Annotated in this window: 20 protein-coding genes; 8 read left to right on the top strand and 12 right to left on the bottom strand. The window is 71.2% G+C overall.

Translation table 11 applies throughout. The features are described 5' to 3' along the window. The first annotated feature begins 103 nt into the window (after positions 1-103). The gene (locus ACFQTY_RS06655; RefSeq protein ID WP_378098660.1) at positions 104-670 is read left to right on the top strand and encodes a hypothetical protein; all 567 of its coding nucleotides are present in this window, start codon (positions 104-106) and stop codon (positions 668-670) included. A 56-nt stretch (positions 671-726) separates the two neighbouring features. Here ACFQTY_RS06655 and ACFQTY_RS06650 read toward each other — a convergent pair whose 3' ends face one another. The 4 genes from ACFQTY_RS06650 to ACFQTY_RS06635 are packed head-to-tail and all read right to left on the bottom strand — an operon-like array spanning position 727 to position 4901. After that, the gene (locus ACFQTY_RS06650; protein WP_378098658.1) at positions 727-1722 is read right to left on the bottom strand and encodes a glycoside hydrolase family 43 protein; all 996 of its coding nucleotides are present in this window, start codon (positions 1720-1722) and stop codon (positions 727-729) included. Further along, on the bottom strand, positions 1719-2609 hold the full coding sequence (locus ACFQTY_RS06645) for a carbohydrate ABC transporter permease (RefSeq protein WP_378098656.1): 891 nt from the start codon (positions 2607-2609) through the stop codon (positions 1719-1721). The genes ACFQTY_RS06650 and ACFQTY_RS06645 overlap by 4 nt, the downstream gene beginning before the upstream one ends. Further along, positions 2606-3592 (bottom strand): carbohydrate ABC transporter permease, encoded by a 987-nt coding sequence (locus ACFQTY_RS06640; protein ID WP_291758979.1) that lies wholly within the window; start codon positions 3590-3592, stop codon positions 2606-2608. Before ACFQTY_RS06640 ends, ACFQTY_RS06645 begins: the two co-directional genes overlap by 4 nt. Then, the gene (locus tag ACFQTY_RS06635; protein ID WP_291758982.1) at positions 3585-4901 is read right to left on the bottom strand and encodes an ABC transporter substrate-binding protein; all 1317 of its coding nucleotides are present in this window, start codon (positions 4899-4901) and stop codon (positions 3585-3587) included. Before ACFQTY_RS06635 ends, ACFQTY_RS06640 begins: the two co-directional genes overlap by 8 nt. A 188-nt stretch (positions 4902-5089) precedes the next feature. Here ACFQTY_RS06635 and ACFQTY_RS06630 point away from each other — a divergent pair, with 188 nt between their 5' ends. Next, complete coding sequence (locus ACFQTY_RS06630; RefSeq protein ID WP_291758984.1) at positions 5090-6097, top strand: LacI family DNA-binding transcriptional regulator; 1008 nt, start codon at positions 5090-5092, stop codon at positions 6095-6097. 47 nt (positions 6098-6144) lie between these two features. Beyond that, the gene (locus ACFQTY_RS06625; protein WP_366246773.1) at positions 6145-7947 is read left to right on the top strand and encodes a glycoside hydrolase family 2 protein; all 1803 of its coding nucleotides are present in this window, start codon (positions 6145-6147) and stop codon (positions 7945-7947) included. A gap of 568 nt (positions 7948-8515) precedes the next feature. Here ACFQTY_RS06625 and ACFQTY_RS06620 read toward each other — a convergent pair. The 6 genes from ACFQTY_RS06620 to mtnA form a co-directional block, all read right to left on the bottom strand. After that, entirely contained in the window at positions 8516-8938 is a 423-nt protein-coding gene (locus tag ACFQTY_RS06620) for an RbsD/FucU family protein (protein ID WP_291758990.1), read from the bottom strand. Between the two features lie 2 nt (positions 8939-8940). Beyond that, positions 8941-10167 (bottom strand): S-methyl-5-thioribose kinase, encoded by a 1227-nt coding sequence (gene mtnK, locus ACFQTY_RS06615; RefSeq protein ID WP_378098652.1) that lies wholly within the window; start codon positions 10165-10167, stop codon positions 8941-8943. Between the two features lie 21 nt (positions 10168-10188). Further along, the gene (locus tag ACFQTY_RS06610; protein ID WP_378098650.1) at positions 10189-11271 is read right to left on the bottom strand and encodes an ABC transporter permease; all 1083 of its coding nucleotides are present in this window, start codon (positions 11269-11271) and stop codon (positions 10189-10191) included. Continuing rightward, the gene (locus tag ACFQTY_RS06605) at positions 11272-12822 is read right to left on the bottom strand and encodes a sugar ABC transporter ATP-binding protein (RefSeq protein ID WP_291758998.1); all 1551 of its coding nucleotides are present in this window, start codon (positions 12820-12822) and stop codon (positions 11272-11274) included. Positions 12823-12904: 82 nt separating this feature from the next. Beyond that, positions 12905-14011 carry a substrate-binding domain-containing protein gene (locus ACFQTY_RS06600; RefSeq protein WP_291759001.1) on the bottom strand — a complete coding sequence of 369 codons (1107 nt, stop codon included), beginning with the start codon at positions 14009-14011 and terminating at the stop codon, positions 12905-12907. Between the two features lie 42 nt (positions 14012-14053). Next, a complete protein-coding gene (mtnA, locus tag ACFQTY_RS06595; RefSeq protein WP_291759005.1) occupies positions 14054-15091 on the bottom strand; it encodes an S-methyl-5-thioribose-1-phosphate isomerase in 1038 nt (345 codons plus the stop codon). 159 nt (positions 15092-15250) lie between these two features. On the opposite strand from mtnA, the gene ACFQTY_RS06590 reads away from it, so the two are divergent. The 5 genes from ACFQTY_RS06590 (at position 15251) to ACFQTY_RS06570 (ending at position 20159) form a co-directional block, all read left to right on the top strand. After that, positions 15251-15967, top strand: coding sequence for a GntR family transcriptional regulator (locus tag ACFQTY_RS06590; protein ID WP_291759009.1), 717 nt, complete (start codon positions 15251-15253; stop codon positions 15965-15967). A 246-nt stretch (positions 15968-16213) separates the two neighbouring features. Then, positions 16214-18172, top strand: coding sequence for a bifunctional aldolase/short-chain dehydrogenase (locus ACFQTY_RS06585; RefSeq protein ID WP_291759012.1), 1959 nt, complete (start codon positions 16214-16216; stop codon positions 18170-18172). Between the two features lie 28 nt (positions 18173-18200). After that, positions 18201-18590 (top strand): cupin domain-containing protein, encoded by a 390-nt coding sequence (locus ACFQTY_RS06580; protein ID WP_291759015.1) that lies wholly within the window; start codon positions 18201-18203, stop codon positions 18588-18590. Between the two features lie 25 nt (positions 18591-18615). Next, positions 18616-19500 carry a 3-hydroxy-5-phosphonooxypentane-2,4-dione thiolase gene (gene lsrF / locus ACFQTY_RS06575; protein ID WP_291759016.1) on the top strand — a complete coding sequence of 295 codons (885 nt, stop codon included), beginning with the start codon at positions 18616-18618 and terminating at the stop codon, positions 19498-19500. Then, positions 19500-20159, top strand: a complete 660-nt coding sequence (locus ACFQTY_RS06570) for a class II aldolase/adducin family protein (RefSeq protein ID WP_291759018.1) — start codon at positions 19500-19502, stop codon at positions 20157-20159. The genes lsrF and ACFQTY_RS06570 overlap by 1 nt, the downstream gene beginning before the upstream one ends. On the opposite strand, the gene ACFQTY_RS06565 is transcribed toward ACFQTY_RS06570, so the two are convergent. Together ACFQTY_RS06565 and ACFQTY_RS06560 are read right to left on the bottom strand one after the other, a co-directional pair. Beyond that, positions 20156-21253: an aminopeptidase gene (locus ACFQTY_RS06565; protein ID WP_291759021.1), complete on the bottom strand. Its 1098-nt coding sequence runs from the start codon at positions 21251-21253 to the stop codon at positions 20156-20158. The genes ACFQTY_RS06570 and ACFQTY_RS06565 overlap by 4 nt on opposite strands. Then, entirely contained in the window at positions 21250-22728 is a 1479-nt protein-coding gene (locus tag ACFQTY_RS06560; RefSeq protein WP_291759024.1) for an FGGY-family carbohydrate kinase, read from the bottom strand. The genes ACFQTY_RS06565 and ACFQTY_RS06560 overlap by 4 nt, the downstream gene beginning before the upstream one ends. Between the last annotated feature and the right edge of the window lie 6 nt (positions 22729-22734).

Below are 22734 nucleotides of genomic sequence, written 5' to 3'. Positions count from 1 at the left end.
TTGAGAACCGCGCGGGCGGTTCGGTGGCGCTCCTGCGCCGGCACGGCTCCGTCCTGCCGGGCGTGCCGCTGGACATCCCCGTGGCGGCGCGCCGGATGGCAAGGTGAGGACCGACGACGAGGTCCGAGCCGGACGGCGGGACGGGGCGGAGACGGGTCTCGAGCAGGACGCGGGCGAGCTCGGTGCGCAGGTCGAGACGGCCATGGGTGGTGCGCTGCGGTCGGACGTGGTGTGGCAGCTGTTCAACGCGGTCGCGCACCAGCGAGTGCTGCATGCCACGCTCGTCACGGCGGACGGTCCGGGCAGGGACGTCGTCTCCGGCACGCTCCTGCTGCTCCTGCGGTCGACCGTCGCCGTCGTCGAGCTCACGGATGCGCCTTGGTCGCGCTCGCCCGGCGCCACGCAGTGGTCCGCCACGGTCGAGCTCCGGCCCCGGACCACGCTCGCGGCGGTGCGGGTCCGTGGTTTCGAGCTGCTCGGAGGACGGGACAACAGCGTGGCACCGCACCGGCTGTCGGCGACGTCGGTCATCGAGCTGACCTACCGCGGCTGCCCGCCGTTGACCCTGGAACGGGACCCGGTGTCCGGAGCTCTGGACGGCCTCCTGGCCACGCTGCTGACCGACCTGGCGGCATCAGCGCCGCCCACGCGGGACGCGGCGAGCTCCTGACCCCGGGTCGTCGGCCATCGGCTGTGGCGCCGCGGGCCGGCCGATCCGAAGCACGGTCAGTGGTCCAGACCCGCGACCGCGACCGTGCCGTCGGGCCGCCACGTCAGGGGCGCCCGATGCAGCGCCCGGTACGTGAACAGCTCGTCCCAGGCGTGGAAGAAGAGGACGTCACCGTTCGGCGTCGCGACGACGTCCTGCCCGCCTGGACCGTGCAGGCGACCACCCGAGAGGTCCGTCGAGAGCACGGGCTCCGGCTGCTTGGTGTAGGGGCCGAGGAGCGAGGTGGCGCGCGCCACCCCGACGGCATACGCGTCGCCCCCGTAGGCGTTGGCCGAGTAGAACAGCGCGTACTCCGCGTCGTGGCGGACCAGGACGGGTGCCTCCACCACGGACCCCTCCCACGGCAGGCTCTCCTTGATCAGCCTGGTCGCCGGGCCCACCAGCGAGAGGCCGTCCTGGGACAGCCTGGAGATCTCGATCCACGTGTCCTGGCCGCAGCAGTTGCCGTCCGTCTTCCAGAGCAGGTACCGCGTCCCGTCGGTGTCCTGGAACGTGCTGGGGTCGATGGCGCCACCCTCGGCGACCGGGCACACGATCGGCCGGTCACCGGCGGGAGTGAAGTCGCCGTCGATCGTCGGGCCGGTGGCCACACCGATGCACTGCCGGCCGGACGCGGCATCCTGGGCCGCGACGTACATGATCCAGGTCCCGTCCGCGCGTCGGGACACGTCGGGCGCCCAGGTGCGGCCGGGCGTGGCCCAGGCCGGAAGCGTCGGCAGGGCGTCGCGCCGCTGCACCGTCCAGGTGCTCAGGTCGGTGCTCGACGCGATGCGGACGTTCAGGCCGGACATCCCGGTGGCGAAGGCGCGCCAGCCGTCAGGAGCCGCGACGACGTCCGGGTCGGGGAAGTCCTCGTCGATCACCGGCGCGAACCTGTCCGCGGACGGCGTCGGAGAGGCGGTGCGGGAACCGTTCCCGGCGCCCGCGGCACAGCCGGTGACCGCCAGCAGCAGCAGCACACCGAGCGCGACCAACCGATGAGGCGGCTTCATCCCTTGACCGCTGCGCCCGTGACGGAGTCCACGATCTGCCGCTGCGCGATGGCGAAGAGCAGCAGGACGGGCACCGACGCGATCACCGCGCCCGCCATCACGATCGCGAAGTGGGTGCGGTACGCGCCCTGCAGCATGGAGAGGCCCGGCTGCAAGGTCATCCGCTCCGGGGACAGCAGGACGTAGACCGGCCACAGGAAGTCGTTCCAGTTGTTGAGGAACGACAGCACGGCGAGCGTGGCCAGGGCGGGGCGCGCCAGCGGCAGCACCACCTGCAGGAAGATGCGCAGGTCGCCGGCCCCGTCGATCCGTGCCGCCTCCTCGATCTCGACGGGAAGCCCGACGAAGAACTGGCGGAGGAAGAAGATGCCGAAGGCCCCGGCTGCACCCGGCACGGTGATCGCGAAGATGGTGTCGAGCCATCCCAGGTTCTGCACGATCAGGTAGTTCGGGATCAGGAATACGACGGGCGGCACCAGCAGGGTCGAGACGATGAGCCCGAAGACGACCTTCTTGCCGGCGAACTCCATCCGCGCCAGGGCATAGGCCCCGAGCGACGCGGTGGCGACGATGAGAACCGTCTGGATCGTCGCCGCGGCGAGCGAGTTCCACAGCCACAGCAGGATCGGCTGCTGCCCGCCGGACAGCGTCCGGTACGCGTCCACGGACAAGGGGCTCGGCAGCGAGTACGGGTTGCGGATCGCGTCGGCGTCCGTCTTGAACGACGTCACCAGCATCCACACGAGCGGAAGAACGATCAGCGCCGCCAGCAGGACGAGCACGACGTACAGAGCCGTGCGGGCGGTGAACCGCCCCCGGCCCCGCCGAGCCCCGCGTCCGGGTGCGCCGGTACGGCCGCTCGACACGCTCACGGCAGTGGCACTCATCGGACACGCCCCTTCTCGAGCCGCTCACGCTGGAGCCGGAAGTTGATGAGGCTCACCACGGCCAGGAACGCGAAGAGCACGTAGCTCATGGCGGCAGCGGGGGCCATGTTGTTCTGCGAGAGGCCCTGGTCGGCGATGTACATGATCGCGGTGCGCGTCGCGTTGCCCGGGCCACCCTTGGTCAGCAGGTACGACTGGCCGAACATGTTCGCCGAGGCGAGCACCGTCGTGGTGGTGATGAACAGCATCACCGGGCGCAGACCCGGCAACGTCACCGCGAAGAAGGAGCGCACGGCGCCTGCTCCGTCCAGCGCGGCCGCCTCGTACAGCTCGGTGTTGATGCCCTTCAGGCCGGCCAGGAAGATCACGGTGTTCAGGCCGGACGTCCACCACAACGTGACACCGACGAGCGCGACCCACACCCACGGCGTGTCCACCGTCCACGGGATGTCGGCTCTGATGCCCACGGCGTGGGCGAGGTGGTTGAGGATGCCGGACTGGGTGTCGAGCACGTAGCCCCAGACCACGCCCACCACGGCGACGCCGAGCACGTAGGGCGCGAAGAAGATGGTGCGGAACACGGTGCCGCCACGGATGCGCTGGTTCAGCAGCACGGCCACGAGCAGCGGCACCACGACCAGGAACGGCACGCTGGCGAGCACGAAGACGCCCGTGGCGCCCATGGACTGCCAGAAGTCGTCGTGGAAGGGCGAGCCCGCGGTGAACAGGTCCGCGTAGTTGCGCAGGCCGACGAAGTGCTGCACGTCCCGGAACGGGCTCCAGTCCGTCACGCTGATCCACAGCCCGTAGGCAGCAGGTGCAAGCACGAACGTGGCGAACAGGGCGAGGAACGGCGCCAGGAACAGGTACGCCACCAGCGTGCGGCGGCGGCGCGCGCGAGCAGTCGCGGTCCGCGGGGCACCGCGCCCCCCAGCGGTCGTCCGCTGGGGGGCGGCGGTCGCCGCGAGGAGTCGGTCAGGCACCGTACTTGGACCGGTTCTGCTGCAGGATCTGGTCGGCCTTCTGCTTGGCCTCGTCCAGCGCCGCCTGAGGCGTCGCCTTGCCGGTCAGCGCCTCGTTGATCGCGGTCGTGATCAGCGCGTTCGCCTCGTTGATGCCCGGCGAGACCGTCTCGTAGTGCGCGTAGTCCAACTCGGCGATGAACGCCTTCAGGTTCGGGTACGTCGCAACCAGCGACGGGTCGTTGCGGACCGTGTTGGCCGCGGGCAGCTCACCGGTCTGCGCCCAGCCGGCCGAGTTGTCGTTCATCCACTTGACGAAGGTCGCGGCCGCTGCAGTCTTGTTGGGGTCCTGGCCCTTGTTGGCGGGGAACACCCAGTGCGTGGAGCTCGACCAGACCGCCTTCTGCGTGCCGATCTGCGGCACAGCAGCCGCCGTCCAGTCCAGCCCCTTGAACGCGGAGTTGGTGGTCTGCCACACGCCGTTCCAGTTGAACGCGGTCTGGCCGGCAAGGAGCGCCTTGATGTTGCCGTCCTGGGCGACGTTCGCCGGGCTGTAGCCGTTGTCGATCAAGCTCTTCATCCACGTCAGCGCCTGCACGCCGGCCGGGGAGTTGAACGTGGCCTGGCTGACGTCCTTGTTGTACAGGTCACCACCGAACTGCCAGAGCAGGCTCTCGAACTCGAAGGTCCCGGTGAACACGTACCCGTCGACCCACTCGCCCTGGACCCCCGCGGACTTGAGCGACTTCAGCGCCGCCTCGTAGGACGCCTTGTCCGTCGGCACGTCGTTGACCCCGCCCTTGGCGGCCACCGTCTTGTTCACGTAGAGCCCGAGCGGAGTCACGCTCCACGGCACCGCGTACTGCGCACCCTTGTAGTTGCCCTTGTCGAACACCCCGGGCGGGAAGGAACTGGCCGAGTACCCCAGGGTGTGGACGATGTCGTCCGCCTTCAGCAGCAGTCCCTGCGCCGCGTACGTCGCCAGGTCGTCACCGTGCAGCACCGCCACGTCCGGACCCTTGCCTGCCTTGATCGCCAGCGGCAGCTTCGAGGCGATGTCGCCCCACTCCTGGGGCACGGCCTTCACCACGATGTTGGGGTGCGCCGCGTTGAACTTGTCGATCATCTGCGGGACCAGGGTCGGCGCGGCGCCGCCCGTCCACCCGTGCCAGAACGTGATCTCGACCTTGGGGCCGTTGTACCCGCCGTTGCCGGTCACCGCCCCGCCGCCCGGCGCCTTGGCCGAACCGGAGCCGGAACAGGCCGCCAGCGCGAGGCCGACCACGACCGCGAGCCCAGCTCCCATTCCTCTGGTCACTGACTTCCTCATGCGCGCTCTCCTTTGAGTGTGAGTGGCGAGCGACGACGGGCATCTGGTCCGTCGACGCACACGGCCCTTCGGCCCGGCCGAACTTACAGCGCTGGAAAGTTCGGGTCAACACCCCAGGCGGCCGCCTGGCGCGTCCCGTTACGCTGGGCCCGCGCGCTGGTGGCGTGCACCAGCAACGAGGGGGTGCCATGGGTCGCGTGCGGCTGCAGGACGTGGCGGAGCACGCCGGCGTGTCGATGAAGACCGTCTCGAACGTCGTGCGCAACGCCCCGCACGTGTCCGACCGGATGCGCGCGCGGGTACAGAAGGCGATCGACGAGCTCGACTACCGACCGAACATGATGGGCCGCCGCCTGGCCACGGGCCGCACCGGGCTGATCGCCCTGGCCTTCGCCGACATCGGGATCCCCTACTTCGCCGAGCTGTCCCGCGTCGTCTCCCGCGTCGCGTTGCGACACGGGTACCGCGTCCTGGTCGAGGAGACGGATGCCACGCTCGAGGGCGAGCGAGCGCTGCTCGCCAGCGGTGAGTCCGGCCTCGTGGACGGGATGATCTTCCAGCCCAGCATCATGGGTTCGAGCGAGATCGCTCGGCACCGGAGCGAGCTGCCCATCGTGCTCCTGGGTGAGACGGCGGCTCCGCTCACCACCGACCGCGTCATGATCGACAACGTCGCCGCTGCTCAGGATGTCACTCGCGGCGTGCTCGGCAACGGCCGCCGACGCGTCGGCTTCGTCGGGCACGAGCGGTCGGGGCTGTCCGAGACGTCGCGTCAACGCATCGCCGGGTACCAGCAGGCCCTCGAGGCAGCGGGCCTGACGCCGGACCCGGGGCTCCTCATCCCGACCGACGAGATCTCGGCCCTCGGTGCCGTGCGAGCGGTCGGTGCGGCACTCGATGCGGGGATCAAGGTGGACGCGCTGGTGTGTCGAGACGACCTCGCCGCGCTCGGCGCGCTGCGCGCGCTGCAGGAGCGCGGGATACGCGTCCCTGACGACGTCGCGGTCACGGGCTGGGACGACATCCGGCTCAGCGCCGTCACGTTCCCCAGCCTCACCACCGTCTCCCCCGACCTGGAAGCCCTCGCCGAGCGGGCCATCACGCTCCTGCTGGAGCGGGTGGACGGCTACGACGGCATGGGGCGCCACGAGACCGTCCCGTACCAGGTCGTGGTACGCGAGAGCGCACCGGCCTAGTTGGGCACGAGTTTACAGCGCTAGAACTTTGGGTCATGCTGTCGGGCGTGATCGACGACGACCCCACACTGCCCCAGGCCTCCGCGCAGGACGGGACCCACCCGCGGCCCCAGTTGCTCCGGGCGCACTGGGTCGACCTGTCCGGCCCGTGGCGCTTCGCGTTCGACGACGACGACCGGGGTCTGACGGAGCGCTGGTGGGACAGCTGGCCGGCCGTCGACGCCGCGATCGTGGTGCCGTTCCCGCCGGAGTCGCCGGCCTCGGGCATCGGGGACACCGGTTTCCACCGGGTGGCCTGGTACCGACGCACCCTGACCGCCGACGACCTCGCGGCGACCGGGCGCAGGTCCGGGGAGAGGCTCAGGCTGCGTTTCGGCGCGGTCGATTTCCGGTGCCGCGTCTGGGTCGACGGCCACCTGGTCGGGACTCACGAGGGCGGGCACACGCCGTTCTCGTTCGACGTGACGGACTCGCTCGACGACGTCGACGAGCACGTCCTGGTCGTTCGCACCGATGACGACCCAGACGACGTGGCTCAGCCCCGCGGCAAGCAGGACTGGCGCGAGCACGCCCACGTCATCTGGTACAACCGCACGAGCGGGATCTGGCAGCCGGTCTGGCTCGAAGCGGTGCCGGCTGTCGCGGTCGAGTCCGTGCACTGGTCCACCGACCCCCGCACCGCCAGCATCACCGCCGAACTGCAACTGTCCGCGGCACCGACGTCACCCACCGACGTCCGGATCGTGCTCAGCCACGCCGGTACAACCTTGGTGGAGGCATCAACGACGACCACCCGGGCTGAGGTACGGCTGGTGCTCACGGTCCCGGCCCTGACCAACGGCCAGGCCTACGAGGACCTCCTCTGGTCCCCCCGCCATCCCCGCCTGGTCGACGCGCGGATCGACGTCGGGACCGACCACGTCTCCTCGTACCTCGGGATCCGCACCGCCGAGGTCGCCCGCGGCCACTTCATGCTCAACGACAGGCCCTGCTTCGTGCGGTCCGTCCTCAGCCAGGGCTACTGGCCGGAGAGCCACCTCGCCGCACCCTCGGCCTCCGCCCTCCGCGCCGAGGTGCAGCTCATCAAGGACCTCGGCTTCAACGCGACCCGAGTGCACCAGAAGTTCGAGGACCCGCGCTTCCTGTACTGGGCCGACCGCCTGGGACTCCTCGTCTGGGGAGAAGCGCCCGCGAGCTTCGCCTACTCCTCCGTCGCGGTCGAGCGGACGGTCCGAGAGTGGATGGACATCATCCGGCGGGACTACTCCCATCCCTCGATCGTCACCTGGGTGCCTCTGAACGAGAGCTGGGGCGTGCAGCACATCGCCCACGACCAGCAGATGCAGCAGTTCGCCCGCTCCCTCGTCGCCCTGACCAAGGCGCTCGACCCGACGCGCCCCGTCGTGTCCAACGACGGCTGGGAGCAGGTGGACACCGACATCGTGGCGATCCACGACTACGCTGCCGACGCCGGTGTCCTCGCGGGGCGATACCGGGACCGCGCGGCTGTCGACACGATGATCGGCACGCTGGGCCCCGCGGGGCGTCCGCTGGTGCTGTCCGGGAACGTCGACGATGCGCCGATCATGCTCACCGAGTTCGGTGGCATCTCCTTCAATCCCGACCACGTCGACGAGGCCTGGGGTTACTCCGCCGCCACGACGCCGGACGACTTCGCCAAGCACCTCCGGAACGTCGTGGACGCCGTTCGCTCCAGCTCCGTCCTGGCCGGATTCTGCTACACCCAGCTGAGCGACACCCTCCAGGAGACCAACGGGCTCGTCGATGCGGAGCGCAACCCCAAACTCCCGCTGAACGAGCTGCGTGCGGCCATCACCGGCGAGGTCTAGGTCTAGGTGTAGGGACCCTGACCCGCTTCCCCGGACACCAGCCGTGAGGTGACGATGTCGCCTTCGAGAGGAGTCCGGGGATTCGAGTCTCGCGGGCTCCTGACCTGCTGATACGTCAACTCGAGCCCCATGCACCGACCGGCGCATACCCAGGCGGAGATGCCTCTGACCTGCACAGACGTCGCGAGATCGTCCGGATTTCTGTCCACCTTCTGGCCGCGGACAAGCAAGAAGGTCGCCTCTCCGCCCGGAGAAACGGCCTCTGACCTGCGGTGATGGTGGAGCTGAGGGGATTCGAACCCCTGACCCCCTGTTGCGCGACGACCGGATCGCCCGTCTCGTCGTGCATCGAGTCGACGGGCGTCGTCTCGGACCGTCTGCGTTCTGGCCTGGGCCACGGCCGAGATCCGCTCGGCGTGACTACACCACGGTATCGGGCTGTGCCGGGTTGTCTCGACCTGCCTGGGTGCAACTCGCGCCGCCTTTGTGGCCACTTCTTGTCCAGTGCGCAGACAAGGCCAGGGTTCGGGCGCTGACGCCGCCGTCCGAGTATCGCCCCGATGTCGCGCTAGAGGACGCCCTTAGCGATGAGGAAGCAGGCGTACGGACGCGCGTCGCTCGTGTGCACCACGAGTACTGCGCCTGCCGCAGCGTCGTAGAACGCGAAGCGGTCGAGCCCCTCCATGCCAACGTCCCGGCCCTCCGCGTCGACCAACGCCGCGCGAACGTCATCCACGGCGGGCCCGCGGGCCCCATCACCGGTGAGCATGTGCTTGACCGGTGCGGCCTGAAATGCGATGTCCACGGGGAGCAGTGCACAGATCGCCCGCACGGCAGCGGTGACGTCGGCGCCGGGCAGCTCGACCACCGGCGCGCCGGTGGAGGACGCTGGGAAGTTCCTGTCGACGATCGCCACGACGTCGCCGTGGCCGGCCCGGGCAATGCCGGCGAGCAGGTCCGGCGTGACGAGCGGATCGATACCCTTGAGCACCCTCAGCCCGCCGTCCGGTGCGTGGCCAGCTCATCGCCGCAGATTTGAGCGAACGTCGTGGGCTGCATGTCTGCGCCATAGCGGACCACGGCCCGCGCCGCCGCCAGCACTCCACGCGCCGCGCCCTCGCGCAGGTGCGGCGGCAGCGTCTCGACATCCGTCACCTTGGCGTACCCGACGATCCGCCGGGACATCTTCGCGGCCGCGAACAGCCAGGCCTGCGCCTGCCATGTCGCCAGACGCTCCTCGAGGAACCCGTCCCGCCACACGCGCGGGTCGCGACGTCCCGGCCACAGCCGCCGGAACTCGGTCTCGAAACCGGTCCACGTCTCCGTCACCAGGCCGAGCGCCCACTGCGCACGGGCGTCGTCGCCGAGCGCATAGGCACGGGAGGCGGCCAGCACGTAGTTGGCCCACGTCGCACCGATGTCGAACGCGACCGGCCCGAAGAAGGCGAACTCGGAGTCGAAGACCTTGACGCTGTCGGCCCGCGACCCGTCGCCCGCGCCGCGCACCATGACCGACCCGGTGTGCAGGTCGCCGTGGATCAGCGCCTCGCCGCACGTCATGAACCAGTACTTCGCGCGTCCCATGGCGTCGACGAACGTCGTGTCGGCGCTCAGCGCCGCCGCGTCCGGCTCGTTCGCCGGGAGGACGGAGTTCCGGCCGGCGTCGACCGACGGTTCGGTGAACACGAGGTCCTCGGTGATGCTGCACAGCTCCGGGTTGATCGCCGCGGCCTGGGCGTCGGCCAGCTGCTGACGCTCGAGGGCGAACAGCGACGTGCCGAACGCGACGGCGCCGATGTAGGTGCCGACACGTCCGGCCACCCCCGTGTGGACCTTGCCTGCGTTGAGCGCGGGCCGCCAGACGGTGTGGTCGGACAGGTCCTCCATGGCGAAGATGTGCCGCTTCTCGTCGTCGTGCAGGACCTCGACGACGAGGTCAGGGACCAGCCGGCGGTGCGCGGTCAGTGACTCGACCTCGTGCCGCTCACGGTCGGGGGTCATGGTCCAGCTGCCGCCGGACATCCGGACGTAGGGCAGCGCCTGCTTCAGCACGATGCCCCGGCCGGTCTGGTCCTTGACCAGGAAGACGAGGTTGAGGTTGCCGTCACCGATCTCGTCCACCGACGCGATCTGCTCGACGTCGATGCGCCCGGCCAGGCTCGGGTACGTGGCGATGTAGCCGGGGATCTCCTCAGCGGTGAGGAACTCGTAGTCGGCCATGGGGGTGCGTCTCCTCGAAGCTCAGGTGGCAGGGGTGTAGCGGACCTTGCGCCGCGAGATGGTGAACGAGAACAGGAGGGCGACCAGCAGCACGACACCCTTGGCCGTGTCCTGGTGGTAGTACTGCAGGCCCTTCATCGTCAGGCCCGTCAGGACGATGGAGACGAGCAGGGCGCCGAGCAGCGTGCCCCAGGCGTTCGGCTTGCCCATCCCCAGCACCGAGGTGCCGACCAGCGCGACAGCCACGGCCTCGAGCAGGCTCGAGGAGCCGGCGTTGACGTCGCCCTGCCCGATCCGCGACACGAGGATGAGCCCTCCGACCGACGCCAGGAGGCCCGAGACGACGTAGGCCAGGCCGCGGTAGAACCCGACGCGCACGCCGGCGAGCCGCGCCGCCTCCGGGTTGGCCCCGATCGCGTACATGACACGTCCCCACGTGGTCCGCGAGAGCACGAACCAGGCCAGCACCACCAGCACCAGCATGATCAGCACGGGGACGGGCACCCGGCCGACGAAGCCGCGGTCGATCTTGAGGAAGTCGGCCGTGAACTTGCCCGGCGCCGTCGACCCGTCCCGCAGCGTCATGCCGCTGGAGATCGACTGGCCGCGGACGGGGATGAGCTTGGCGCCCTGGATGACGAACATCACCCCGAGGGTCGCCAGCAGGTCCGGGATCTTGCACACCACGATCAGGAACGCGTTCAGCAGGCCGACGACGAGGCCTCCGAGGATCACCACAACCACAGCCGTGGGTCCGGTGAGGTTGTAGAAGACCATCGTCATCGCGGCGAGCTGCACGGACAGCCCCGCGGTCGAGCCGATCGAGAGGTCCAGGCCGCCCACCACCATCGTGAACATGACGGCCAGGCCGAGGATCGCTGTGACGGCGGCCCCCTTGAGCATCTGGAACATCGACAGCTGCGTCGCGAAGGCCGGCTCCGACGCCGCGAAGTAGACGAAGAGGATCACCGTCACGGCGATGAAGCCGTACTTGACCACCGAGTCCTGGACCCGCTGACTGGTGGTGAGGCCGTTCCCCGCGAGGGGCGCCTTGGACAGCGCGGACGCACGATCCCGTGCGACCTGCGTCGTGTTGCCTGACACCTACGCCACCTCCGACATGCTCGTGACGATCGCCTCGTCGTCGATCTCGCTCGTGTACCTGTCCAGCCGGACCTCGCCCTCGACGAGGACGACGATCCGGTCGGCGACGCCGCGGATCTCCTCCACGTCGCTGGAGAGGACGACCACGCAGGCGCCCGAGGCGGCCTGCTCATGGGCCTGGCTGGAGATGTCGCGGCGCGCCCCGATGTCCACGCCGCGGAACGGTTCGTCCAGCAGCAGCACGCGCGGGGCGGCGCGCATCCAGCGCCCCACGACGACCTTCTGCTGGTTCCCGCCGGACAGGGCGTCGACCGCCTGCGCCGCACTGGTGGCCACGACCCCGAAGTGCTCCAGGACCTCGCGGCCGATCCGGTTCTCCTTCGCGGCGCTGATCACCCTGCCTCGGCTGATCTGGCCCAGGAACGGCAGGGTCGCCGTCCACGCCAGGGACCAGCCCGGGAGCATCGCCTCGGCGGCCCGGTCCTCGGGGACCAGGTAGATGCCCTTGCGGACCGCGTCCTTCGAGTGCCGCGGGCGGTACGGCCGTCCGTCGAACGTCATGGACCCCGTGCGGAGCCGGTCCGCGCCGAACACGCCGCGGGCGAGCTCGGACTTGCCGGCGCCGATCAGCCCGACCACCCCGGTGACCTCGCCGTACCGCAGCTCGAGGTCGATCGGTGCGCACCGGCTCAGCAGCTGGACGCCCTGCAGCCGCACGGCGACGTCGTGGCCCCGTTGCTCCACGAGCTCGTGGCTCTGCACCAGCACGGACTCGGTGAGCATCGCCCGCACGACGGCGGCCATGTCGAAGGGCGCCACCTGGGAGCTGGAGATGCGTCCGTCGCGCAGCACGACGACCTCGTCGGCCAGCTCGCGCACCTCGCTCAGCCGATGGGTGACATAGAGGACCGCGACGCCCTCCGAGCGCAGCCGGCGGATCAGGGCGAACAGCCGATCGACCTCCGCGGCGGACAACGTCGACGTGGGCTCGTCCAGCACCAGCACCCGGGGCCGCTGGCTCAGCGCCCGCGCGAGGAGCAGCAGCTGGCTGTCGGCGATGCCCAGCTCGAAGACGTCCTTGGTGAGGACCGAGTCGGGCCAGCCCAGGTCGAGCGTGTCCGCGATCTCGCGGGCACGCGGCAGGAGTCGACGCAGGGAGCGGACCGGCGGCAGCTCGCCCCGGATGATCTCTTCGAAGACGAGGTTCTCCGCGACGGTGAGGCCGGGGACGATGTTCTCGTCGATCCGCTGGTGGACCGTCTGGATGCCGTGGCGGGCGGCCGCCAGGGGGGACGTCATCTGGACGGGCTCTCCGCCGACGCGCACGGTGCCGCCGTGGTCGGGGTACACCCCCGCCAGCACCTTGATGAGCGTCGACTTGCCCGCACCGTTGGCACCGAGGAGCGCGGTCACGCGCCCCGCCGTCAGCGCGACGGTCACCCCTTTGAGCACCTGGTTGCCACCGAACGCCATCGTGATGTCGTCCAGGTTGAGCACCTCGGCCGCGGGCGCGGGAGCTGCGGCCGGGTCCGTGACGACCTCGTCGTCCATGCGTGACACTCCTCCGACGTCGTCGTCGTGGGGCCGTGGGCGGGCGGCTCGTGCCGCCCGCCCACGGTAGGACCTGCGGGGGTCAGAACGTGACGGACGGGATCCAGTCCGCGCCCGAGACGTCGGCGATGTTGAGCGACGGCTCGGCGGCCCGGAGGTCGTCCATGTTCTTGATGTTCTTGGACTTGAGCATGTCCTGGGTGATCAGGATCGGCGGGAACTGCACGTTCTTGCCCTTGAGCTGGCCGGCCATGTCGAGGAACAGCGTCCGCAGCACCGCGGCGCCGATGGCGTTCGGGTCCGTCGCGCCGGTGGCCGCCCACGGGCTGCCCGCCGCCGTCATCAGCTCGATGTCGGCGTTCGAGATGTCGGCGCCGTAGACCTTGACGTTCTTAATGCCGAGCTGCTGCAGGGCGGAGAGCGTGCCCTTGCTCAGCTCGTCGTACGGGGCGTAGATCGCCTTCACGCCCGGGTTCGCCTGCAGGGCCGCGACCACCATGGGTGCCGTGTCGGTCGCGCTGGAGTCGGTGTAGGTGCCGGTCTTGAACAGCTGCTTCCAGCCGTTGTCCTTGACGGCCTTCTGCCACACGACGTCGCGACGGTCGAGCGGGGCGATGCCGGCGACGTTGACGTAGCCGACCTCGGCGCCGCTGCCGATGTCCGACGCCATCTGCTTGAGCACCAGGCCCGCCATGTCGGCGTCGGACTGCTGCGTCTGCACGGCGTCAGGAGCGCACTTCTGGATCTCGACGTCGTAGATCACGATCGGGATCTTCTTCTGGATGGCCTCGTTCACGCCCGGGCACAGCGTGTCCGCGAAGCCGTGGCGGACCACGATGCCCTTGACCCCGGAGGCGATCGCCTGCTCGAGCTGCTGGGCCTGCGTCGCGTTGTCACCCTTGGCGTCGTAGACGTCCAGGTCGACGCCCATGGCCTGGGCCTGCTTCTTGGTGCCGTTGAGGTACTGCTGGAAGTAGTCGCCCTGGCCGCTGTTCTGCACGATCGCGACCTTCACGCCGGACGTGTCGAACGGCGCGGGCGCCTTCGCCTTCGCGGTGCCGACCGTGCCCTGGTTGCTGGCGCCCGTGGTGGGTGCCGCCGCGCCGGTCGTGCCGCCCTGGCTGCACGCGGCGAGCGCGAGCATCGTGGCCCCGGCGACGGCCGCCATCAGGACCTTGGTGTTCCTCATGGTGCTCCTCTCGATGGCGCAGCGTCGCTGCTGCGCTGTTCGTCAGCCCGCGATCTGCGCGAGCAGTTGGGATGCAGGTGCTGTGGCCGGCTCGACCACGCCTCGTTCCGTGACGACCGCACTGATCAGGTCGTGCGGCGTCACGTCGAACGCCGGGTTGAAGCCCACCGCACGGGGCGGTGCGCTCGGGTGCCCGTTGAAATCGACCACCTCGGCCGGATCGCGCTCCTCGATCACGATCTCGGAGCCGGTGGCGGTGGAGAGGTCCACCGTCGAGGACGGAGCGGCCACGACGAACGGGATCCCGGCCCGCTGGCAGGCGAGGGCGAGGGCGACCGATCCGACCTTGTTCGCCGTGTCCCCGTTGGCCGTGATGCGGTCCGCGCCGATGATCGCCACGTCCACCAGTCCCCGCAGGATGGTGCTCGACGCGGCTCCGTCGACCTCGACGACGTGGTCGATGCCGTCCTGCGCGAGCTCCCAGCTGGTGAGCCGGGCGCCCTGCAGGAGCGGGCGGGTCTCGTCGGCGTAGACGAGGCCGAGGCGACCACGACGGTGGAGCTCGTGGATGATCCCGTACGCCGTCCCCCACGCCGTCGTCGCGAGGGCGCCGGTGTTGCAGTGCGTGACCACCCGGACCTTGTCCTTGCCCGTGCGCTCGAGGATCCAGTCCGCACCGAGCCGCGACAGCTCCCGGTTCGCCTGCCCGTCCTCCTCGACGATGCGGCGGGCCTCCGCGAGGACCGCGTCCACGCCCTCCGGGACGAACGGCCGGACCCGGTCCGCGCCCCAGGCCAGGTTCACCGCGGTCGGACGCGCGTCGCGGATCCGTCGGATCTGCGACGCGAGGGTCTCGTCGTCCCAGCCCTCGTCCTTCGCCTGCAGCATCGCGACGACGACCCCGAAGGCGCCGACGGCCCCGAGTGCGGGGGCGCCGCGGACCGCCAGCGTCGAGATCGCCTCGACCAGCCCGTCGACCGTGGTGACCTCGAGGTACACCTCGTCGCGCGGGAGCTGGGTCTGGTCGATCAGCCGCACCATCGGCTGCGGCTCGTCCCGCCACTCCACTGCCAAGACCATGACGGCACCTTCCGAACCACGTTGTCCGACAACCTCGATCGCACGCTAGGCGGCACGTTCCGAAGTTGTCAATCAACCGAGACCAAGTTGTGACAACGACGGCGGTCAAAGCTGTACCCTGCTGCCTGTTCAGCCAGGGGTCGAGCGCGGGAGCCAGGCATGGGGAGCAACGGGACTCTCGTCTCACGGGTCTCCGACGACCTGCGCAGCCGGCTCGCGGCCGGCGACCTCCCCCCGGGCTCCCGGCTGCCCACCGAGAGCGAGCTGTCGGCGGAGTTCCAGGTGTCCCGGCCCACGGTGCGCGCGGCGCTGCGCGAGCTCGAGGCGCTCGGGCTCGTGCGCACCCAGCACGGGGTCGGCACGTTCGTGACGGAGCCGCCCGCGGTCCGGGCGGGCCTCGAACGACTGGACTCGATCACGGAGTCGATCCGAGCCACCGGTCACCAGCCGGGGATGAGCTACGCGAGCCGCGTGGTGCGACCGGTGCTGCCGGAGGAGGCCGCCACCATGGGCGTCCCGGGCGACACGGTCGCGCTCGAGGTCAGGCGCGCGATCATGGCCGACGGCGAGATCGTCGCGTACTCCTACGACCTCATGCCGATGGACATCTTCCCCGCCGACTTCGACCCGGCGGACCTGGACGGTTCTATCTTCGGCTTCTTCCGGACACGGCTGGGGATCGTGCCGGACCACGCCCTCGGCGAGGTGCACGCGGTGACGTCGAACCACGTGGGCTGGGGCACCGAGGCTGCGACGCACAACCTCTTCGTCCTGCTGGTGCAGCGGCACTACGACAAGGCCGACAAGCTCGTCCTGTACTCGCGCACCTACTTCATCGAGGGTCGCTACTCCTTCAGCATCGTCCGCCACGGCTGACCGGTCGGTCGGGCCCCTGCCGGGGTGACCGCAACCGACCGCCCCGGAGGGGTCCGAAGCCCGTCCGAGGCCCGTCCGAGGCCCGTCCGAGGCCGTCCGAGGCCGGCAGAGGCCGGCAGAGGGCCGTCCGAGGCCCGTAGGAGGCCGTACGACGCCGCCTCCGTCGCTCACGCAGCGCTCTTGGTTGTCCGATCGACACCTGCTAGGTTGTCCGACAACCGCGGAACGTTGTCAGAGAGGTCAACGATGTCCAGCAGTGGCGTGGAGTCTCCCGACAGCCTCGTCGAGGACCTGGTCGAGGTCTCCCGGAGCCTGGGCGCAGACCCTCGGCTCGTGCTCGCGGGTGGCGGGAACACGTCCCTGAAGCTGGACCGTGCCGACGTCACGGGCCAGCCGCTGCGGATCCTCCTGGTGAAGGGCAGCGGCCAGGACCTGGCCGGGGTGGACCGGCACGGCTTCGCGCCGCTGAGGCTGGACAGGCTCCGCGCGCTCCTGCCCGTCGCGGACCGGCTCGACGACGCCGCCCTCGCCAACGAGCTGCGCTGCGCGTCGGTCGACGCCGGTGCGCCGGACGCCTCCGTGGAGTCGCTGGTCCACGCGGTCCTGCCCCACGCCTGCGTGCTGCACTCCCACGCCGACGCCGTACTGACGCTCACGCACGCGCCCGATGGCGCCGACCGCATCCGGCGCGCGCTGGGCCCCCGCACGCTGGTCGTCGACTACGCCCAGCCCGGACCCGCGCTGGCCGCGGCGTGCGCCTCCGCCTGGACGCAGCACGGGGACGACGAGACCGAAGCCGTGGTCGTGCTCGACCACGGCATCTTCGCCCTAGGCGCGACCCCCCGCGAGGCGTTCGAGCGCCACACGCGCCTGGTCGCCGCCGCCGAGACCGCCGTCGCGGCGGCGCCTTCCCGGCACCAGGTGACGCCCGTCGAGGTCCCGCCGGTCGCGCCGGAGGTCGTCGCCGATCTGCGCCGGCGGCTGAGCGCGGCCGCCGGGCGGCCGCTCGTCCTGCGTCGGAGCGCGGACGACGAGGTGCGCGCGTTCCTGGCCGACCCGCAGCTCCTCGCAGCAGCGGCCAACGGCGTGCTGACGCCCGACCACGTGATCTGGACGAAGCCCGCACCCCTGGTCGGCTCCGACCTGGAGGCCTACGCAGAGGGCTACCGGGCGTACGTCGAGAGGAATGCGGCCCGCACCGGCCGGGACGTCGAGCCGCTCGACGCCGCGCCCCGCGTCGTGCTCGACCCGGCGCTCGGTCTGGTGACCGCCGGTCGCACCGCCGCGGAGGCCGTCGTCACCGAGGCCATCGCCCGCCACACCCTGCGCGCCGTCACGGACGCGACCCGCCTCGGCGGGTACCGCGCCCTGCCGGACGAGCACGTCTTCGACCTGGAGTACTGGCCCCTGCAGCAGGCGAAGCTGCGCCGATCGGTGCCGGCCGGACCGCTGGCAGGGCAGGTCGCCGTGGTGAGCGGCGCCGCGTCCGGCATCGGCCGGGCGTGCGCCGCAGAGCTGCTGGCACAGGGCGCCGCCGTGGTCGGCTGGGACCTATCCGCCTCCGTCGCGACGACGTTCGACGGCCCTGGGTGGCTGGGGCTGCAGGTCGACGTCACCGACGCCGAGGCGGTCCGCGCGGCCCTCGCGGCGGGCGTCGACGCGTTCGGGGGTCTGGACGTCCTCGTCGTCGCCGCCGGCATCTTCCCGAGCGCCGCGCCGATCGGGGTGATGACCCAGGAGACGTGGCGCAAGGTCATGGCGGTCAACGTCGATTCCGTCGCCCTGCTCTACGGGCTGGCCCATCCCCTGCTGGCCGCAGCACCGCGCGGCGGCAGCGTCGTGGTGATCGCGTCGAAGAACGTCCCGGCACCCGGTCCCGGGGCGGCGGCGTACTCGGCCTCGAAGGCGGCGCTGACCCAGCTCTCCCGCGTCGCGGCGCTGGAATGGGCGAACGACGGCATCCGGGTGAACCTGGTGCACCCCGACGCGGTGTTCGACACCGGTCTGTGGACCCCCGAGCTGCTCGCCGCACGTGCGGAGCACTACGGCCTGAGCGTCGAGGACTACAAGCGCCGCAACCTCCTGCACGCGGAGGTGACCAGCGCGGACGTCGGCCGGCTCGTCGCCGCGATGGCCGGCGACGTCTTCGCCCGGACGACCGGTGCACAGGTCCCGGTCGACGGCGGCAACGAACGCGTCATCTGACCGTCATCTGACCAAGGAAGGGGCAGCCATGCAGCACGCGACGACGACGGACCCGGCCTACCGGAACGGCGACTGGGGGCCGGCCTACCTCGTCCAGGGGCCCTCCAGCGACCTCGGGGTGCTCCGCCTCGGCGCCGGTCAGGCCATGACCAACCACTACCACGCGCACTGCGACGAGACGTTCGTCGTCCTGGAGGGCCGTGCGTCGCTGTGGGTCGACGGGTCCACGCGCGTGGACCTGCGCCCCGAGGTGGTCGTCCGGTGCGAGCCGGGCGAGCTGCACTACCTGGTCAACGACTCGGACGCCGACTTCCGGTGCGTCTTCATCAAGTCACCGGCGAGCCCCGGCGACACCGTGAACGTCCCGTGGGTGCCCGGCGACCCGCTGCCCGTACGACCGACCGACCCGACGAAGTAGCTGGACCACACCCCAAGGAGCAGTGATGGCAGACCTCGACAGCACGGTCGACGCGAAGGACTTCGGGATCGGCACCCCGCAGTCGGTACCGGCCTCGCCGATCAAGGGCTCGGACCAGCTCGACTTCGGCATGCGGCACCGGCTCGGCCGGATCTTCCAGGGCGACGGGCGGACCGTCATGCTCGCCTTCGACCACGGCTACTTCCAGGGCCCGACACGAGGCCTGGAGCGCGTGGACCTGAACGTCGTGCCGCTCGCCCCGTGGGCCGACGCCCTGATGGCGACGCGCGGCATCATGCGCACCGTCGTCCCGGCGGCCAGCCCCAACGCGCTCGTGCTGCGGGCGTCCGGCGGACCGTCGATCCTCAAGGAGCTCTCCGACGAGCGCGTGGCCATGGACATCGGCGACGCGGTGCGCATCGACGCGGCGGCGGTGGCGGTGCAGGTGTTCATCGGCGGCGAGCACGAGACGCAGTCGGTGCACAACATGACACAGCTGGTCGACGCCGGCCTGTCCGTCGGGATCCCGGTGGTCGGGGTCACCGCCGTCGGCCGCGAGCTGACCCGCGACGCCCGGTACCTCGGCCTGGCCACCCGGATCATCGCCGAGCTGGGCGCGCAGGTGGTCAAGACGTACTACTGCGACACCGACTTCGAGCACGTGACGGCCGGCTGCCCGGTCCCGGTGATCATGGCCGGCGGCAAGAAGCTGCCGGTGCTCGACGCGCTCACCATGGCCTACAGCGCGGTGGACCAGGGCGCGTCGGGGGTGGACATGGGCCGGAACATCTTCCAGCGCAAGGACCCGGTGGCGATGATCCAGGCCGTCCGCTCCGTGGTGCATGGCCGCTCCAAGCCGCAGGAGGCCGCCGACCTGTACGCCGAGCTCTCCGGCGGAGCCCGGGACTGATGGGGGGGACAGCCCAGGAGGACGCGCTCCGGGCCGCGACGTGCGACGTGGGCCGGGCGTTGTGGCAGCGCGGGATGGTGGCCGCGAACGACGGCAACCTCTCGGTCCGGCTGCCCGATGGCTCGGTGCTCTGCACGCCGACGGGGGTGAGCAAGGGGTTCCTCACGCCGGAGATGCTCGTCGTCGTCGACGGGGACGGGCTGGTGGTGCGCGGCGACCGGCGACCCTCCACGGAGGTGCTCATGCACCTGCGCGTCTACGCGGAGGACCCGTCCGTCGGCGCCGTCGTGCACGCCCACCCCGTCTACGCGACGGCGTTCGCCATCAAGGGCGAGCCGCTCGTGGGCCTCATGATGCCGGAGAGCGTCGTCGCCCTGCCGGAGGTGCCGCTGGCGGCCTACGCGGCACCGTCGACCCGTCAGGTGCCGGACTCGGTGGCCCCGTTCGTCAGGAGCCACCGGGCGTGCCTGCTCGAGCACCACGGCGCGCTGACCTGGGGCACGGACCTCATGACGGCCTACCTGGTGATGGAACGGCTGGAGTACACCGCCCAGCTGACGACGATCACCCGGGCGCTCGGCGGCGAGCGGATGCTGTCCGCCGAGCGCGTCGACGAGGTCCGGCGCATCTTCGGCGTCCCGCGACCGGCGGTCCTCTAGCGGTCCGGCCCGCTGCCGGCGGCTCTCGCCAACGGTGCCTGCGGCCGCCCGGCGAGGACCAGCGGCTCGTCGTCCGCCCACAGCTCGCCGTCGGGGGCCCGCAGGTCCTTGACGATGTCCCAGTGCAGCGCCGACCGGTTGACGCCGCCGCACTCGGGGTACGCACGGCCGAGGGCGATGTGCACCGTGCCGAGGATCTTCTCGTCGAGCAGCAGGTCGCCCGTGACGGTCCGCATCGCCGCGTTCGTGCCGATGCCGAGCTCGCCGACGCGCCGGGCGCCCTCGTCCGAGGCGACGAGGGCACGAGCGACGTCGGCGCCGGCCGCTGCGCCGACGTCGACCACCTGGCCGCGGTCGAGGACCAGCCGCAGGTCGTCGATGCGCGCGCCGCCGAACCAGAGCGGTCCGGCGAACACGATGTGCCCGTCCGCGCCGTCGTCGAGCGGTGCCGTGGCCACCTCTCCGTCGGGGAAGTTCGCCTCGCCGGCGAAGGGCATCCAGCGGCGTCCGGCGAACGGGACACGCAGGTCGGTGTCGGCGCTGCGGATCACCAGCGCCTCGTGCTGCTCGAGGGCGTCGCACAGCTGTCGGAGCCGGACCCGCACCGTGGCCCAGTCCTGCAGGCAGCCGGCCGCCCACTCCGCGAGGAGGGCATCCGGGTCGGCACGGATCATCCGCGCCCACGCCGCGGTCGGCACCCGGACCAGTGCCCAGCCTCGCTGGTCCCACCGCCGGGACGAGACGAGACCCTTGCCGTGACGCTGCAGCGCCAACCGGTCCGCGTCCGGCTGCTCGGCCGGAGGGACGACCATCCCGCGGAAGGAGACGTGCTTCTGCGACCAGTCCAGCGCCGCGACCTCGAGCGGGGCAGCCGTGCTCAGGACGCCACCGTCCGCGTACGCCAGCGCGGCTCGCTCGTACCGTTCGTCCGCAGCCACCACCTGCGCCACCGCCCCGCGGCGGAACACCTCGGCGACGAACGCCTCGACCGCAGGCGCGGTGTCGGTGTCCGTCATGAACACCGACACCCGGTCGCCCTCGACCACCTGCACGCCGTCGGCGACCGTGGTGGCCACGTCGGCCCACAGACTCATGCGCCCCTCCTCCTGTGCTGCCAGGGCGCCATCGCCTCGTAGAGGCGGACGTAGTCGCGGTGGTCGGCTGTCAGGCGGTCGTCGGCCACGGCCGTGACCGGTTCCCGATAGGTCACCCACGCACGTGCGGCGTCCCGGTCCGGGAGCGCTCCGACGGCCAGGGCACCGAGCATCGCGTCCCCGAAGGAGGCCCCGCTGGTCGCTGCGACCCGCTGGTCCAGGCCCGTCATGGCGGACACGGCACGCATCACGACCGGGTTGCGCGTGAGGCCACCCACGGCGGTGATCGTGCTCAGGTCTGCGCCGGCCGCGTCGTACGCGGAGAGCGCGTGCACCACCGAGTGGGCGATCCCCTCCAGGACGGCGCGTGCAACGTGGCGCCGCCCGTGGGCGAGGCCGAGGCCGGCGAGCACCCCACGGCTGTCCGGGTCCTGGACCGGCGTGCGCTCCCCGGCGAGGTGCGGAAGGAACATCACACCGTCCGACCCGCTCGGGGCGTCCTGGGCGAGGGCGAGCAGTGCCGTGAACACGGTCTCGTCGTCGCCCGCGAGCCCGAGCAGGTCGGCCGCCCACCGGGTCGCCGTGCCGGCGGTCGACGTGCCCGCGGCGAGGACGGACGTGCCGGGGAAGACGAAGGGTGCCGCCCATAGCGCGGGGTCGACGATCGGGTCGGTGCCCACGCGGATGTGGTAGCTGCTCGACCCGTACATCGCCATGAGCTCGCCGCTGCCGAGCACCCCCGAGCCCACCGCCTCGGCCGGTGAGTCGGTCGTGCCGACGATCACGGGCGTGCCGCCGGGCAACCCTGTCGCGGCGGACGCGTCGGCGGTCAGCGGTCCCGCGAGCTCGCCCGACCAGGCCAGCTCGGGCAGGCGTCCGACGTCGACGAGGTCGTCGCAGCCGGAGACGTCCCACCGGTGCTCGGCCAGCCGGTAGAACGGGTGGAAGTAGCCCGCGGTGGCATGGTCGATCACCGATCGACCGGTCAGACGGGCGACGATCCAGCTCTGCGACGTGTGGAACCAGCGCGCCGACCGCCAGACGTCCGGATCCTCGTCGTGCAACCACGCGATCTTCGGCCCCGCGGACTGGCTCGTCAGCCTGTTCCCGGTGCGCCGCACGACCTCCTCGGTGCCGAGCCGACGCTCGAGCGCGGTGACCTGGGCCTGGGCCCGGGTGTCGACGCCGTACAGGATCGCCGGCCGCAGGGGGCGCAGGTCGCGGTCGACGGGGAGCACGCACGGCCCGATGGCGGAGACGCCCACGGCGTCGACGCGACCCAGGTCCCTCCCGACCAGCTCGCGGCACACGGCCACGACGTCCGCCCACCACACCGCCTCGGCATCGTGCTCGACGTGGCCCGCGCGCGGCGTCGCCAGGCCGTGCCGCCGGGAGGCCGCCGCGCGCACGGCACCCGAGGTGTCGACGAGCACGCCCTTGGTCTCGAACGTGCCGACGTCGACACCGAGGAACATCGCGGG

This window comes from Cellulomonas sp. T2.31MG-18, assembly GCF_964266755.1.
Classification (GTDB): domain Bacteria; phylum Actinomycetota; class Actinomycetes; order Actinomycetales; family Cellulomonadaceae; genus Cellulomonas.
The sequence above is the reverse complement of the archived record's forward strand: the minus strand, read 5'-3'. Positions and strand labels throughout refer to the sequence as shown.

Bases quoted from the DNA above. Each gene is read 5' to 3' on its own strand.
- ACFQTY_RS06650 (WP_378098658.1), bottom strand. From the start codon at position 1,722: ATGAAGCCGCCTCATCGGTTGGTCGCGCTCGGTGTGCTGCTGCTGCTG.
- ACFQTY_RS06645 (WP_378098656.1), bottom strand. From the start codon at position 2,609: ATGAGTGCCACTGCCGTGAGCGTGTCGAGCGGCCGTACCGGCGCACCC.
- ACFQTY_RS06635 (WP_291758982.1), bottom strand. From the start codon at position 4,901: ATGAGGAAGTCAGTGACCAGAGGAATGGGAGCTGGGCTCGCGGTCGTG.
- ACFQTY_RS06630 (WP_291758984.1), top strand. From the start codon at position 5,090: ATGGGTCGCGTGCGGCTGCAGGACGTGGCGGAGCACGCCGGCGTGTCG.
- mtnK (WP_378098652.1), bottom strand. From the start codon at position 10,167: ATGGCCGACTACGAGTTCCTCACCGCTGAGGAGATCCCCGGCTACATC.
- ACFQTY_RS06605 (WP_291758998.1), bottom strand. From the start codon at position 12,822: ATGGACGACGAGGTCGTCACGGACCCGGCCGCAGCTCCCGCGCCCGCG.
- ACFQTY_RS06600 (WP_291759001.1), bottom strand. From the start codon at position 14,011: ATGAGGAACACCAAGGTCCTGATGGCGGCCGTCGCCGGGGCCACGATG.
- mtnA (WP_291759005.1), bottom strand. From the start codon at position 15,091: ATGGTCTTGGCAGTGGAGTGGCGGGACGAGCCGCAGCCGATGGTGCGG.
- ACFQTY_RS06590 (WP_291759009.1), top strand. From the start codon at position 15,251: ATGGGGAGCAACGGGACTCTCGTCTCACGGGTCTCCGACGACCTGCGC.
- ACFQTY_RS06585 (WP_291759012.1), top strand. From the start codon at position 16,214: ATGTCCAGCAGTGGCGTGGAGTCTCCCGACAGCCTCGTCGAGGACCTG.
- ACFQTY_RS06580 (WP_291759015.1), top strand. From the start codon at position 18,201: ATGCAGCACGCGACGACGACGGACCCGGCCTACCGGAACGGCGACTGG.
- lsrF (WP_291759016.1), top strand. From the start codon at position 18,616: ATGGCAGACCTCGACAGCACGGTCGACGCGAAGGACTTCGGGATCGGC.
- ACFQTY_RS06570 (WP_291759018.1), top strand. From the start codon at position 19,500: ATGGGGGGGACAGCCCAGGAGGACGCGCTCCGGGCCGCGACGTGCGAC.
- ACFQTY_RS06565 (WP_291759021.1), bottom strand. From the start codon at position 21,253: ATGAGTCTGTGGGCCGACGTGGCCACCACGGTCGCCGACGGCGTGCAG.
- ACFQTY_RS06560 (WP_291759024.1), bottom strand. From the start codon at position 22,728: ATGTTCCTCGGTGTCGACGTCGGCACGTTCGAGACCAAGGGCGTGCTC.